The sequence below is a fragment of the Collimonas rhizosphaerae genome, from assembly GCF_038896935.1.
Lineage (GTDB): Bacteria > Pseudomonadota > Gammaproteobacteria > Burkholderiales > Burkholderiaceae_D > Collimonas > Collimonas rhizosphaerae.
Window position 1 is genome coordinate 95,751 of record NZ_JBANDC010000012.1, and the last position, 14,498, is coordinate 110,248.

The window sequence follows — 14,498 nt, forward strand, 5'->3', positions numbered from 1 at the left end:
GAAGTCATATTTCATCTTTTCCTAGCCCGAGGATTGTCATGCAAGCAGCGACACAACGAAAGAAAACCAACAGCAGCGCCGTGCGCTTTCCGGGGCTGTTTTTTTTCGGCCGCAAACTCTGCGGCGCGCGCAATACGCTGGCGCTGCTGGCGGCGCTGATGGCCGGCCAGGCGGCGCAAACCGTCCATGCGGCCGGCATCAACAGCTTTTCACCGCAGGGCGAGGTCGTCCAGGTGCGCCAGGTGCGGGTGAATTTCTCGGAAGCCGCCATCAAGTTCGGCGACCCGAAATCGCCCACGCCGTTCGACATCAGCTGTTCCGAGGCCGGCAGCGGGCGCTGGGCCGACGAGCGTAACTGGATCTACGATTTCGTGCGCGACGTGCCGCCGGGAACGCGCTGCGGCTTTACCGTGAAGACCGGGTTCAAGCTGCTGTCCGGCGCCGCGGTCAGCGGCAAGACCGTATTCCAGTTCAATACCGGCGGTCCGGCCGTGGTCGACATCATGCCGCGCGGCGACAGGATCGAAGAAGAGCAAGCCTTCATCCTGATACAGAACGGCGCCGCCACCAGCGACAGCATCCTGAAGCACGTGTACTGCCAGGCCGAGGGCGTGCATGAACGGATCCCGGTCAAATTCATCGCCGGCGCCGAACGCAAGCAGCTGCTCGAGCATTTCGCCGACAAGATCAATCCGGACCGGGTCAGCACCTTGCAATGCCAGCAGCGCCTGCCTAACGACGGCGCGGTCAGCCTGACCTGGGACAAGGGCGTGAGCACCGCTTCAGGCATCGCCAGCAGCCAGCCGCAAGTCTTCAAATTCAAGGTGCGGCCGACCTTTACCGCCAGCGTCAGCTGCGAGCGCGAGAACGCCAATGCTGCCTGCGCGCCTATCCTGCCGCTGCGCATCCTGTTTACCGCGCCGGTGCCGCGCAAGCTGGCGGAAGGCGTGACGCTGAACGCTTCCAACGGCAAGCTGAAGCCATTTTTTGAAAAGAACGATACCGACGACACGGTGTCGCAGCTGACCTTCAAGCCGCCGTTTGCCGAGAAGGCGGAACTCAGTGTTGATTTGCCGTCCGGTTTCCAGGACGAGAACGGCCGGCCGCTGTCGAACGCCGCTGCGTTTCCGCTGAAGGTGCGGATGGCGGATTATCCGCCGCTGGCGAAATTTCCCTCGGCGCCGTTCGGCATCATCGAGCTCAACGCCGACGCCACCTTGCCGGTCACCCTGCGCAGCGTCGAAACCGGCATGCTGGCCCGCAGCGCCGACGGCAAGGTCAATCCCGGCACGGTCAGCAACCTGAAAGTCAGCGACGACCAGAACATCATCGCCTGGCTGACCAAGCTCAGGAAATATCACGAAACCACGATCGCCATCAACAAGAAGCAGGTGGAAACCCGCAGCATCGGTCTGCTGGCGAAGCAGGCCGGGGCCAAGACCCTGGACCTGCCGCCGTCGCCGGACAGCAAGGATGGCGTGCGGCCGTTTGAAGTCATCGGCATTCCGCTCAAGGATCCGGGTTTCTACGTGGTCGAGCTGGAATCGCAAAAACTGGGTGCCTCCTTGCTAGGCAAAGCCGCGCCCATGTATGTGCGCACCAGCGCGCTGGTGACCAACCTGTCGGTGCACGTCAAGATCGGCCGCCAGAACGGCGCGGTGTGGGTCACCACGCTGGACAGCGCCAAGCCGGTGGCCGACGCCGACGTGCGGATTTCCGATTGCCGCGGCACCGAGCTGTGGCGCGGCAGGACCGACAAGACCGGGATTGCCATGGTGCCGGAGTTCCCGCTGGACGGTTGCCGCAACGGCGACGGCAACCAGCCGGGACATATCGACGGATTTTTCGTCAGCGCCCGCAAGACCGACGACAAGGGCCGCGCCGATATGGCTTTTGCGCTGACGTCGTGGAACGACGGCATCGAATCCTGGCGCTTCAACTTGCCGATGGATTACGACAAGTCCGCTACCGTGCGCGCCCATACGATATTTGACCGGACCTTGTTCCGTGCCGGCGAAACGGTATCGATGAAACACGTGATCCGCACCGAGACCATGCAGGGTTTCGGCCTGCTGCCGACCGACAAGCTGCCGACCCGGGTGCGCATCACCCACCAGGGCAGCGGCCAGGAATACCAGTTTGCGCTGAACTGGCGCGGCCAGAAGAATGCCGAAACCGTGTTCCAGGTGCCGAAGGAAGCCAAGCTGGGCAGCTACGAAGTGGTGCTGGACGGCGGCAAGGTGAAGAGCGGCGTCATTGGCGGCGACGCCGATGCGGACGCTGATTCCGACGCCGACTCCGAGAGCGGAGGCTATGATGAAAACCGCCGCAGCTACAGCAGCGGCAGTTTCCGCGTCGAAGAATTCCGCCTGCCGTTGCTGCAGGGACGCATTACGCCGCCCAAGACCCTGGTAGCGCCGAAAGAAGTACCGCTTGCCGTGCAGCTCAATTACCTGAACGGCGGCGGCGCTTCCGGCCAGGCGGTGCATATCACCAGCCTGTTGCGCGGCAAGGCTGTGAGTTTTTCCGGTTACGACGGTTATTCCTTTGCGGCGGGGCGCAACGATGAAGACAGCAGCGCCGACAGCCAGAAAATCGTCGCCGACAAGCTGCCGGTGACCCTGGACAAGGCCGGCGCCGGCAAGACCGTGGTGAAGGACATGCCGGCGGTCACGGTGCCGAAGGAATTGCTGACGGAAATGACGTATGCCGATCCTAATGGAGAAATCCAGACCGTATCAAGCGTGACGCCGGTCTGGCCTGCGGCAGTGGTGGTCGGCCTGAAAGCGGGGGAGTGGGTTTCGGTCAAGAAGAAACTGACGCTGACGGCGGTTGCCCTCAATCCGGCCGGGCAGCCGCAAGCCGGCGTGCCGATCGAGATCAGCGGAACCAGCAAGCAGACCAATTCGCATCGCAAGCGCATGGTGGGCGGATTCTACGCATACGAAAACACCACCAGCGGCAGCGACCTGGGAGCGCTGTGTTCAGGCAAGACCGATGCCCGCGGCTTGATGATCTGCACCGTGGAATTGCAGGAACCCGGCAATATCGAGCTGACAGCCAAAGGCAAGGACGGCGACGGCCACGCTGCGCTCGCCACCAGTTCGGTCTGGGTGACCAAGCAGGGCGAGCTGTGGTTCGATGGCGAAAACCAGGACCGCATCGATATCCTGCCTGAGAAAAAGATTTACCAGCCCGGCGAAAGCGCCAAATTCCAGGTACGCATGCCGTTCCGCTACGCTACCGCCCTGGTTGCGGTGGAACGCGAAGGCGTGATCGAAACCCAGGTGGTGCAGTTGAACGGCCAGGACCCGACCTTCAGCCTGCCGGTCAAGGCCGGCTACGGCCCCAACGTCTTCGTCTCGGTGCTGGCGGTGCGCGGCCGCATGCGCGAGGTGCCGTGGTATTCCTTCTTTACCTGGGGCTGGAAAGAGCCGCTGAACTGGTGGAGCGAATTCAAGGAATACCAGGCGCCCAGCGCTACCGTCGACCTGGCCAAGCCGGCCTATAAATACGGCATCGCCGAAATCACGGTAGGCACCGCCGCCAACCAGCTGGCGGTGACGGTCAAGGCGGACCAGCCCAGTTATGCGATCCGCACCACCGCCAAGGTGAACATCCTGGTCAACCTGCCCAACGGCAAACCGGCGGCCGGCGCTGAAATCGCCCTGGCGGCAGTCGATGAAGCGCTGCTGGAACTGGAGCCGAACCGCAGCTGGAACCTGCTGGAAGCGATGCTGCAGCGGCGCAGCTACGGCGTGGAAACCTCGACCGCGCAAATGCAGGTGGTCGGCAAGCGCCATTACGGCCGCAAGGCGATTCCTGCCGGCGGCGGCGGCGGCAAATCGCCGACGCGCGAGCTGTTCGACACCTTGCTGCTGTGGAAACCGGCAATCGTACTGGACGCCAACGGCAGGGCGCAGGTCGACGTGCCGCTGAACGATGCGTTGACCAGCTTCAAGATAGTGGCGGTAGCGCAAAGCGGCGACAGCCTGTTCGGCACCGGCGCCGTCAGCATCCGTTCGACCCAGGACTTGCAGCTGATATCCGGCTTGCCGCCGCTGGTGCGGGAGGGCGACAATTTCAGCGCGCTGGTCACGGTGCGCAATACCACCACCCGTGCCATGCAAGTCCATGCCACGGCGCAGGCCGCCGGCCTGCCGGCAGCAACGCCGCTGGCGGCCAAGGACGAGAGCATTCCTGCCGGCGAAACGCGCGAGCTGGTGTGGGCGGTGCCGGTGCCGGCCGATGTCAGCCAGCTGGCATGGGAAATCAATGCCCAGGAACAGGACGGACCGAAAGTGAAGGACAGCATCAAGTTCACCCAGCGCGTGGTGCCTGCGGTGCCGGTGACGGTGCAGCAGGCCACCCTGTTCCAGCTCGACAAGCCGTTCAGCATGGCGGTAGCGCCGCCTGCCGACGGCCTGCCGGGGCGCGGCGGCCTGGCGATCTCGCTGGCGCCGTCGCTGGCTTCCGGCAGCGACGGCCTGCGCCGCTATTTCGTCAACTACCCGTTCTCCTGCCTGGAGCAAAAGACATCACGTGCAATTGGTTTGCGCGACGACGCCATGTGGCAGAAGGTATTGAACGACTTGCCGACCTACCTGGATAGCGACGGCCTGGCTTATTACTATCCGCCGAACGAAGGCAACGCCCGCCGCGGCAGCGATACCCTGACGGCATACCTGCTGGCAGTGACCCAGGAATCGGGTTTTGCGATTCCGCAGCAAAGCCGCGACAAGATGCTCGACGGATTGGCAGCGTTCGTGGAAGGCAAGATCACGCGCGACTTCTGGTCACCGCAGAAAGACCTGGATGTGCGCAAGCTGGCGGCGCTGGAAGCCTTGTCGCGTTATGACCGGGTACGGCCGGCGATGCTCGATTCGATCCAGATCTCGCCCAACCTGTGGCCAACCTCGGCCGTGCTCGACTGGATCAATATCCTGCAACGGGTATCGGGCATTCCAGACCGCGCCAAGCGCCAGGCGGAAGCCGACCAGGTGATCCGGGCGCGCCTGAACTACCAAAGCACGCGCATGGGCTTCTCGACTGAAAGCAGCGATTACTGGTGGTGGCTGATGGCCAGCGCCGATGTCAACGCCAACCGGCTGGTGCTGACCATGCTGGAGAACCCGGCCTGGAAAGAAGACATGCCGAAACTGATCAACGGCGCCATCCAGCGCCAGTCGCGCGGCCACTGGTCGACCACCACGGCGAACCTGTGGGGTTCGCTGGCGCTGCAGAAATTCGCGCGCAAGTTCGAATCGGAAAAAGTCGCCGGCACCACCAAGGCCAGCCTGGAGCAGGGCGCCAATGTGAGCGGTAGCCAGAGCTACAGCTGGCCTGCCGCAGCCGCTGCTACCGAGACCGGCAAGCTGCAGCTGCCTTGGCCATCGTCGGCGGCGCCGGCCGAGCTGAAGCTGAGCCACGCCGGCAGCGGCGCGCCGTGGGTGACGGTGCAAAGCCTGGCGGCGGTGGTGCTGAAAAAACCGTTCTCCAGCGGCTACCGGATCAGCAAGAACATCGTCCCGGTGGAGCAGAAGGAAAAGGGTAAATACACCCGCGGCGATATCGTGCGGGTCGACCTCGAAGTCGACGCCCAGACTGACATGACCTGGGTGGTGGTGACCGATCCGATTCCGGCCGGCGCTACCTTGCTGGGTTCCGGCCTGGGCCGCGATTCGGCCATCGCCACCACCGGCGAACGGCCTAGCGGCAGCGCCTGGGCGGCGTATGAAGAACGCAGTTTCGAAGCGTTCCGCAGTTATTACGAGTATGTGCCGAAAGGGAAATTCACCATGACGTATACCTTCCGCATCAACAATCCGGGTGAGTTCAGCTTGCCGCCGACCCGGGTCGAAGCGATGTATGCGCCGGAAATGTTCGGTGAAAGCCCCAACCAGAAATGGACGGTGAAGTGAAGTCGACTGGCCTCAAGCGCTGGACCTTGGGCGCTGCGCTGTTGCTGGCCTTGGCGGCCGGCCCGGCGCAAGCCTTGCAAAGTTTCGCCGATGTGCAGCAGGAGTTCCGTTCGTCCGAAGCCAGCCTGTACGACCGCAAGGGCCAGTTGCTGCAGCAGGTCCGCATGAATCCGAACGAGCGCCGCCTGTCGTGGGTGGCGCTGGAAGATGTGTCGCCGGCGTTGCGCAATGCGCTGGTGGCGTCGGAGGACCGGCGTTTCTACCAGCATAGCGGAGTCGACTGGAACGCCGTGGCGGCGGCTGCCTGGGGCAACCTGTGGAACACCAAGACCCGCGGCGCCTCGACCATCACCATGCAGCTGGCCGGTTTGCTGGACGACGACCTGCGGCGCCGCACCTCGCCGCGCTCGATCGGGCAGAAAATGTCGCAGGTAGTGGTGGCGCAGCAGCTGGAGCGCAACTGGCGCAAGGACCAGATCCTGGAAGCCTACCTCAACCTGGTCAGCTTCCGCGGCGAACTGGTCGGCATACACGCCTTGTCGCGAGTCTTGTTCGGCAAGCATCCCAGCGGCCTGAGCCAGCGCGAAGCGGCGATTGCCGTGGCCTTGATCCGCGGCCCGAATGCGACCCCGGCCCGGGTCGCGGAACGGGCCTGCCGCATCTTGCAGGAACAGCGTGCGGCGCAAGAGTGCAAGGGCCTGGAAGATTTCACCCTGCTGGCGCTGGTGCGCACCGGCTCGAATTCCGAAGTGATCGTCACCACCAGCGCCCCGCAGCTGGCGCCGCACCTGGCGCGCAAGCTGCTGCGTACGCCGGGGCAGGCGGTGCGGTCAACCCTGGACGCCGGCGTGCAGCGCTTCGCCAACGATGCCTTGCGGCGCCAGCTGGCGGCCTTGGTGGAGCGCAATATCGAAGACGGCGCTATCCTCGTGCTCGACAATGCCAGCGGCGACGTGCTGGCCTGGGTCGGTTCCAGCGGTTCGTTTTCCAATGCGGCTAATGTCGATGGCGTGGTGGCCCTGCGCCAGGCCGGTTCAACCTTGAAGCCATTCCTGTACGAACTGGCGATCGAAAAAAAATGGATGACGGCGGCCTCGATCCTGAACGATTCGGCGATCAACCTGCCGACCGCCAGCGGCTTGTACATCCCGCAAAACTACGACAAGCAGTTCAAAGGGCTGGTCAGCGTGCGCACCGCGCTGGCGTCATCGCTGAACATCCCGGCGGTGCGCACGCTGGTGACGGTCACGCCCACGACTTTCTTCGAGCGCCTGCAAGGACTCGGTTTCCAGCTGCGTGAATCCGGCGATTATTACGGCTACAGCCTGGCGCTGGGCAGCGCCGACGTCAGCCTGCTGGCGCTGAGCAATGCCTACCGCGCGCTGGCCAACCAGGGGCGTTATAGCGGAGTGCGCACTACGCTGGCTGATCCGGCGGTAAAGATGACGAAGGTGATGGACTCCGGCGCCGCTTTCATCATCGGCGACATCCTGTCCGACCGCAGCGCCCGCAGCCGTACTTTCGGCCTTGAGAATGCGCTGTCGACACGGGTCTGGAGCGCGGTCAAGACCGGCACTTCCAAGGATATGCGCGACAACTGGGCGATCGGTTATTCGGACCGCTACACGGTCGGCGTCTGGGTCGGCAATGCCTCGGGTTTGCCGATGTGGGACGTCTCCGGCGTCACCGGCGCCGCGCCGGTCTGGCAAGAAGTGATGCAATACCTGCACACGCGCGACCAGCTGCGGCAGCAGGTTCCGCAAAAGCCGGCCGGCGTGGTGGAACGGGACATCCGCTACGCCGACAAGATCGAAGCGCCGCGCCAGGAATATTTCCTGGCCGGGACCGAACAAAGCCTGATCACCACCGCCAGCTCGGACGACATCAGCATCGCCATACGTTATCCGACGCCAGGCATGCTGGTCGCACTCGATCCCGACATCCCGCCGCAGCGGCAGCGCATACGCTTCGCCGCCGACGGCTTGCCTAGCGGCGCGTGGCGGCTCGACGGCAAGTTGCTGACGCCGCCGGCAGCAAAGGCAGGCAAGAAAACCAGCCGCCAATCGGCAGCCTCGGATCCGCAGCTGGCCTTCGACTGGATGCCATGGCCGGGCCGGCATGTGCTGGAGCTGCTGGACCATAAAATGGCCGTGGTCGACCAGGTGCGTTTCGAGGTGCGCGGCGCGGTCGAGAACCATGCGCAGCAGAAGACCGGCCGCGCCAGGAAAAATAACTGACGTTTTAGCGGCAGGGCGTATTGCGCATGAATGCAGCTATCGTTTGTGCGGCCTGGCTTGGAAACGCTTGCAGCAGGAAGTGCGGACCCGCTATCTTCACCAGCCGGGTAGCCGGCTGCGCCAGCATCACCTGCCTGGTGGCGCTGGGCGGTACGACACGATCGTGTTCCGCCTGCAGATACAAGATCGGGACTTCGATGGATTTGAATTCGGTGGTGACATCGGCCGATAGGACGGCCTTTAGCCGGGTCCGTAGCGCCAGGCTGGAAACCGGCGCAAGTGCAGCCGCCAGCGCCGAACGCAAATGCTGGGTCGAATAGCGGCCTAGAAGAAACCAGTTCAGGACTGCAAGCGGCGCTAGCTTGACCGGTAGCGATCCGACGCAAGAATGCAATCCGGTGAAGGCTGGATGCGGATTGCGGACAAAGGTGCAGCACAGGATCAGGCCGACCAAACCCGGTGGTCGCGAAGCCGCAAGAGAGACTGCGACAGGTCCTGAGAATGACTCCCCAAGAATCACAAAATGTCCATCGCGAGGCAATGAAAGCCTGGCGTGTTTTTCAAGCGCTTCATAGTCGAGAGCGCCCTCTGTAGGATAGCGAACTATCCGGACATTAAATTCAGCGTCCAGCGCCCCGATCAAGGGCTGGAATAAGTCGCCGCTTCCGTCCATACCCGGCAACAAAACGATTGTCAGCATACGCAATGATGTCAGGCGTTTGTCCTCAGTTTAGCCACAGCCTCGTCCGCACCCTGCCTGCGCGCCGCGGCCGCCACTTCTTTGGTGACGATGGTCTTGCCTATCGGCGCCAGCGCAATGCCGGCCAGCTTCAGGTGCTGGACGCCGAACGGAATGCCGATGATGGTGATGAAGCAGGCGATGGCCGAGAGCACGTGGCCGATGGCCAGCCAGATGCCGGCAAACACGAACCACAGAATATTGCCGACCAGGCCCAGGCTGCCGGTGCCGATGTCGTCCCTGTTGTTCAGCTCTTTCCTGCTCACCGCTTCCCTGCCGAAAGGGAAGAAGGTAAATTGCCCGATCACGAAACAAGCCTTGCCCCAAGGGATGCCGACGATGGTGAGGAAGGCGACAGCGCCGACCAGCCACCAGCCCAGGCCCATGAACACTCCGCCCAGTACAAACCACAGGAAATTGAGGATCGCGCGCATATTGTTTTCTCTCCGATGAAAAACTTGAAAAAAGGTCAGTCATCCTTTGCCGCCGGATTTAATTAGGGTCAGAGTCGAATATTCTCGTCCATCAATATTCGACTCTGACCCTAATTAATGTTCGCGAAATAATTCGACTCTGACCCTAATTACGAAAGGGAAAAATGTAACACCGTAACTGGCTGTCGACAAGACAATCAACAGGCGCTACCACTTGCAGCCGCTATCTTTTTTTGACAGCACTGCGTCCGCGGCGAGCACCAGGGGGGCTAGTAAACCGAACGGACGGCCGACGTCGAGGCAGTCGGCGCGCGCGCTGCGTTGGATATCCTGGGCTAGCGGATTATCGGGGCGGGCTTCCAGCGGGTGCGTTTGCAATTGCGAGACGGCGGTACCGTTGCGTCTCTCGGCGGGATCCGTGGCGATCTTCCTGGCCGTGTTGAATGCGGCGTCCAGGTCGACGCGTGGCTGTTTGTGCGCTGGTTGGGTAATGGCTGCGGTGTCGCCGATGCTGTTCTCGCGGGGTATTGCGGATGGCAGCGGGGTTATCGTATTGGTGCGGACAGAAGGCTGGGCGGGATGCGGATCGTGCTGGACGACAGGTGGCTTGGTGATGGGCGCTGCACGTGCCGGGGCTGGCGGTGCGGCCGGCAACAGCAACCAGGTCATCGCCGGCTGCGAACCTGGGGCCGCATCGGCAGCGGCATGAGGTCGGAATAATTGCATCAGGCCGAGATGCAATAACAGGGACAATAGTATGCCCATGCGCATTGCGCGCCGGTTTGCCCTAGCTGGCCAGCAGCTTTCGTCAGACATTTTTCTGTGCCGTTCAGGACGTAGAAAATATTCGACTCTGACCCTAATTAATGTTCGCGAAATAATTTGACTCTGACCCTAATTACGAAAGGGAAAAATGTAACACCGTAATTGGCTGTCTACAAGGGAATCGTCAAGTGCGTGACTTGCATCTGTCGGTTTTTTTAAGTGATGTTTGTTAACCCGGGCTGGTCTTTGCTTTGCGTTTGCCTGGTAATAAGCTGCCCAGCTTGCCGCTGGCGAGGGCGGTTCCGAGCAAGGTGATGGCGCAGCCGGCTAGCATGGCTGGGGTGATTTTTTCGTTTAGGAAAACAGCGCCCCAGATTAGTCCGAACACCGGGATCAGGAAAGTCACGGAGGCGGCATACGATGCGCCTACGCGTTCGATCAGGCGGAAGTACAAGATGTAAGCGAAGCCGGTGCAGACCACGCCGAGGGCGGCGACGCAAGCCCAGATGGCGGGCGCGATAGCATGCTGCGGCCAGGACAGCAGCGCCGGCGGCAGCAGCACGACGGAGGCGAACAGCTGGCTGCCGAAGGCGACTACCAGTGGCTGCACTCCTGCCAGATGCTGCTTGGAATAATTCAAGGCAAAACCGTAGCACACGGCAGCCAGCAGCGCGGCGGCAATCGCCAGCGGCACGCCTGCCACGCCGGCTCCGGCGCTATCCCACACCAGCACTGCAACCCCGGCCAGGCCCAGCATCAGGCCGCAGGCCTGGCTGCGGTTCATGGCGTGCCCGAACCAGAGCGCCGCGATCAGGGCGGCCCAGATCGGCGTGGTGGCGTTCAGGATGGAGTCGATACCGGCGTTGACGGACAGCGTGGAATAGGCGAACAGGGCGAACGGAACCGCGGAATTGCTGACGCCAACTACAAACAAAGGCCATGCCTTGCTGCGGCATTGGCTGCGGGCGGCGGCAGAGCGCAGCACCGGCGCCAGCACCAGCGCGGCAATGCCGACGCGCAGCGCGATCAGCGCGAAGGGGCCGAATTCAGGCGCGGCAATCCGCAGGAAGAGAAACGATGCGCCCCAGATCGCGGCGAGCAGGAGCAGTTCGATAAAGTTCATGGCAGGTGTCCGTCAATTGGCGAGCGGCAGGCGCCGCACAATTGCAACATAGGGCATATCCGTGCCCTGGACACTCTGGTTCTTGCGCTCGAATTCGGCAGCAAGGCAGCCCGGCCCCGGCGGGCGCCGGAACCGGTTCAGTTTGCGGCTTATTTCCGCCTCTATTGCGCCAGGCGCTTGACCAGACGGTAGAGGAATTCACGGCCGTCGTACAAACGCTGGATTTCGACGCGCTCGTCCAGGCCGTGCGTGCGGCGGTCCGACGGCTCGACAAACAAGCCTGACACGCCATACATCGGAATTCCCGCATTGCGCATATAACTGCTGTCGGTGGCGCCGGTGCTCATGGCCGGCACCACAGGCACGCCTGGCCACATGTCCTGGGTCAGCGCTTCCACCGTTTTCACCAGGTCGCCGTTGAGCGGCGAAGCCGGGCTGCGCAGCGGCTTGTTGGTGTAACGCACGGTGATCTTGTCGTTATTGATCACCTGCTTGAACTGGCGATCGATATCGTCAGGATCGTCTTGCGGCAGGATGCGGCAGTTGACGGTGGCCTTGGCCGATTGCGGAAGGGCGTTTTCGGCATGGCCGGCGCTGACCATGGTGGCCACGCAGGTGCTGCGCAGCTGCGCATTGTAGTCAGGGACCGCCGACAGGCGCTCGATTGCAGCGGCGTCCGGCTTGCCGCTGCCCACCGCGCGCATGTCCGCGGCCAGCTGGCCGCTGGCGAACGGCGCGCTGCGGGCGAAATAGCCGGTGGTGACTTCGGCCAGGTGCACCGGGAAGCGGTAAGCGCTCAATCTGTTGAGCGCGGCGGCGATGGCATAGATCGGGTTGTTGGCCGTCGGGGTCGAACTGTGGCCGCCGGCATCGCGTGCTTCCAGTTCGTAAGTGGCGTAGATTTTTTCGGCGACCTGGATCCGGTGCAGGTTCGGCTTGCCGTCGCGCAGTTCGCCGCCGCCGCCTTCGTTGATGCCGAACTCCGCCTTGAGCAATTCGGGCTTGTTGGCGATCAGCCATTTGGCGCCGTTGCTCTCCACATCGCCGCGTTCTTCATCCGTGGTCAGCGCCAGGATGATGTCGCGGCCGGGCTTGAAGCCTTCCTGCTTGAGCTGGCTCAGCACCGATACGAAAGCCGAAGCCATCGCCTTGTCGTCGATCGAGCCGCGGGCGGTGAAATAGCCGCCGGTTTCCTGCAGCTGGAAGGGATCGGTCTTCCAGTCTTCGCGCTTGGCTTCGACCACGTCGATATGCGCCAGCAACAACAGCGGCTGTTTGCTGCCGTTGCCCTTGAAACGCAGCACCAGGTTGCCTTTGCGCGGGAACGGTTCGATCACCTGGATATCGCCAGCCTTGAAGCCTGCGTCCAGCAGATGCTTTTCCATTGCATGCGCGGCTTTCGTGGTGTCGCCCGCCGAGTGGCTGGTATTGATTTCGACCAGCTCTTTGTAGATGTCGTGGTAGCGCTGGGTTTCCGGCGCCAGCGTTTGCGCCGACGCCACGGCTCCCAGCGTGGCAAGGGCCAAGGCTACCGTGGCGTACGTGGTTTGGCGCGGCAAGCGGCGAATCTGCATTCTCATGAACTTCCTTTCTTGGCGGCGTGGATGGATCAGGATGGATCGATATCGTCAGGAATTTCCAGGGTCATTATCGCCGAACTCAAGCATTTTCCGTGGGCGTCCAGCGCCAGGGAGCGCGTGACGCCGCCGCCCAGGGCGCGCTGCATGACAAAGTTGAATGCGCCCAGGCTTGGCAGCGCATAGCGCACCACCTCGCCATGCACGATGCCGGCGAAATGCGCCTTGACGCGTTCCGGCGTCAGGTATTTTTCCAGCAGCGCATAGTCTTGTGCGCGGTAGGCGATCACCGACAGGTTGGAGATGTCGCCTTTGTCGCCGGCGCGGGAATGGGCAAGCTCGCGTAGTTGCATTTTCATCCTCAATCGAAATGGACGGTGGTTGACACCTGCTCGCGTGGCAGCAGGCAAGACTGCACCGCAACCACTTCCTTCGCCGTCTTGGTGACGCCGCCGCCGGCCGCCGGCCCGCAGGTGTACAGTGTCTCGACCTCATTGCCGATGCGGATCGCTTCGCCTATGCTGCCGCTGCGGGCGCTGACGCGGAGCCGCACTTCATACGGCTCGCCCGGTTGCGCCGACAAGGCGGCGCCGTGGATTGCGTCCACGCCCAGCAGGTCATAGCGGATTTCATCGAACGCCACGGCGCTGAGCTGCAGCCGTTCGGCGACAATTGCCTGCGCCAGCCTGCCGCGCGCCAGCGCACCCGGCCCGGCATAGGAAATCTGTCCTTCGCCGATGTAGCTGTCGATATAACCTATCGATACTTTCAGGGTGTCCGGCCTGGCGCGGCCGGTGGCGCCTTGCACCAGCACCCGGTCGGGGCCGATTTCCTGCACCGTCGCCGCCGAAAAATCGGCCACCACGTCCGGCGTCAGGTAACTGGCGGGATCGTGTATTTCGTACAGCAGCTGTTCCTTGCAGGTGGCCGGCGTTACCTGGCCGCCGGAGCCGGCAACCTTGGTGATCACGACCGAACCGTCTTCCGCCACCTCGCCGATCGGGAAACCCAGGCGCGCCAGCCCCGCCACGTCTTTGTAGCCCGGATCGGCGAAATAACCGCCGCTGACCTGGCCCGCGCATTCCAGCAAGTGCCCTGCCAGCGTGCCTTGGCCGAGGCGGTGCCAGTCGTCCATGGCCCAGCCGAACTCGTGGATCAAGGGCGCCAGGAACAGCGCCGGGTCGGCCACGCGGCCGGTGATGATGACGTCGGCGCCCTGCGCCAGCGCTTCCACCAGCGGCGCGGCGCCGATGTAGGCATTGGCTGACAGCAGCCTGTCGCCCAGGCTGTTGACGGCGATATCCTGGTCGCTGATGTAGTCGCCGGCTTTCATGGCGTCCAGCACATCGTCGCCGGTCACCGCCGCCACTTTCAGCTTGAGCTTCATGCTTTGCGCAATCTGCCTGACCACAGCGGCGGCGGCTAGCGGATTGGCCGCGCCCATGTTGGTGATGATCTTGATTTTCTTGGCGCTGCAGATGGCCAGCACCGCCCGCATCCGCTCCGCCAGCAGCGGATCGAAGCCGAGTACGGGATCTTTCATCCGGCTCTGCTGGGCGATGGCGATGGTGCGCTCGGCCAGGCACTCGAACACCAGGTAGTCGATTTCGCCTTTTTCAGCCAGTTCTATGGCGGGTTCGATACGGTCGCCGGAGTAGCCGGCGCCGGCGCCGATGCGGATATGTCTCATGCTGGTTTCCTC

The 14,498-nt window shown here is 62.9% G+C and carries 9 protein-coding genes; 2 read left to right on the plus strand and 7 right to left on the minus strand.

Annotated elements, in window-relative coordinates; all coding sequences use genetic code 11:
- Nucleotides 1-38 precede the first annotated feature (38 nt).
- Together V8G57_RS17470 and pbpC are read left to right on the plus strand one after the other, a co-directional pair.
- Nucleotides 39-5,921: an alpha-2-macroglobulin family protein gene (locus V8G57_RS17470; RefSeq protein WP_342830452.1), complete on the plus strand. Its 5,883-nt coding sequence runs from the start codon at nucleotides 39-41 to the stop codon at nucleotides 5,919-5,921.
- A complete protein-coding gene (pbpC, locus tag V8G57_RS17475) occupies nucleotides 5,906-8,158 on the plus strand; it encodes a penicillin-binding protein 1C (protein WP_425458299.1) in 2,253 nt (750 codons plus the stop codon). The genes V8G57_RS17470 and pbpC overlap by 16 nt, the downstream gene beginning before the upstream one ends.
- Before the next feature lie 4 nt (nucleotides 8,159-8,162).
- Here pbpC and V8G57_RS17480 read toward each other — a convergent pair whose 3' ends face one another.
- From V8G57_RS17480 to V8G57_RS17510, 7 genes are all read right to left on the minus strand, one after another.
- Nucleotides 8,163-8,858: an alpha/beta fold hydrolase gene (locus V8G57_RS17480; protein ID WP_342830453.1), complete on the minus strand. Its 696-nt coding sequence runs from the start codon at nucleotides 8,856-8,858 to the stop codon at nucleotides 8,163-8,165.
- Nucleotides 8,859-8,869: 11 nt separating this feature from the next.
- Complete coding sequence (locus V8G57_RS17485) at nucleotides 8,870-9,331, minus strand: YccF domain-containing protein (protein WP_342830454.1); 462 nt, start codon at nucleotides 9,329-9,331, stop codon at nucleotides 8,870-8,872.
- A 207-nt stretch (nucleotides 9,332-9,538) separates the two neighbouring features.
- A complete protein-coding gene (locus tag V8G57_RS17490; protein WP_342830455.1) occupies nucleotides 9,539-10,096 on the minus strand; it encodes a hypothetical protein in 558 nt (185 codons plus the stop codon).
- A 229-nt stretch (nucleotides 10,097-10,325) separates the two neighbouring features.
- Nucleotides 10,326-11,219 carry a DMT family transporter gene (locus tag V8G57_RS17495; protein WP_342830457.1) on the minus strand — a complete coding sequence of 298 codons (894 nt, stop codon included), beginning with the start codon at nucleotides 11,217-11,219 and terminating at the stop codon, nucleotides 10,326-10,328.
- Nucleotides 11,220-11,380: 161 nt separating this feature from the next.
- On the minus strand, nucleotides 11,381-12,799 hold the full coding sequence (locus V8G57_RS17500) for a M20/M25/M40 family metallo-hydrolase (RefSeq protein WP_342830458.1): 1,419 nt from the start codon (nucleotides 12,797-12,799) through the stop codon (nucleotides 11,381-11,383).
- Nucleotides 12,800-12,828: 29 nt separating this feature from the next.
- A complete protein-coding gene (locus tag V8G57_RS17505) occupies nucleotides 12,829-13,149 on the minus strand; it encodes an AtuA-related protein (RefSeq protein WP_342830504.1) in 321 nt (106 codons plus the stop codon).
- Between the two features lie 8 nt (nucleotides 13,150-13,157).
- Nucleotides 13,158-14,486 carry an acyclic terpene utilization AtuA family protein gene (locus tag V8G57_RS17510; protein WP_342830460.1) on the minus strand — a complete coding sequence of 443 codons (1,329 nt, stop codon included), beginning with the start codon at nucleotides 14,484-14,486 and terminating at the stop codon, nucleotides 13,158-13,160.
- Nucleotides 14,487-14,498 lie beyond the last annotated feature (12 nt).

Excerpts from the sequence above, each read along its gene's own strand:
- V8G57_RS17470 (WP_342830452.1), top strand. The coding sequence starts at position 39 with ATGCAAGCAGCGACACAACGAAAGAAAACCAACAGCAGCGCCGTGCGC.
- pbpC (WP_425458299.1), top strand. The coding sequence starts at position 5,906 with ATGGACGGTGAAGTGAAGTCGACTGGCCTCAAGCGCTGGACCTTGGGC.
- V8G57_RS17480 (WP_342830453.1), bottom strand. The coding sequence starts at position 8,858 with ATGCTGACAATCGTTTTGTTGCCGGGTATGGACGGAAGCGGCGACTTA.
- V8G57_RS17485 (WP_342830454.1), bottom strand. The coding sequence starts at position 9,331 with ATGCGCGCGATCCTCAATTTCCTGTGGTTTGTACTGGGCGGAGTGTTC.
- V8G57_RS17490 (WP_342830455.1), bottom strand. The coding sequence starts at position 10,096 with ATGGGCATACTATTGTCCCTGTTATTGCATCTCGGCCTGATGCAATTA.
- V8G57_RS17495 (WP_342830457.1), bottom strand. The coding sequence starts at position 11,219 with ATGAACTTTATCGAACTGCTCCTGCTCGCCGCGATCTGGGGCGCATCG.
- V8G57_RS17500 (WP_342830458.1), bottom strand. The coding sequence starts at position 12,799 with ATGAGAATGCAGATTCGCCGCTTGCCGCGCCAAACCACGTACGCCACG.
- V8G57_RS17505 (WP_342830504.1), bottom strand. The coding sequence starts at position 13,149 with ATGCAACTACGCGAGCTTGCCCATTCCCGCGCCGGCGACAAAGGCGAC.
- V8G57_RS17510 (WP_342830460.1), bottom strand. The coding sequence starts at position 14,486 with ATGAGACATATCCGCATCGGCGCCGGCGCCGGCTACTCCGGCGACCGT.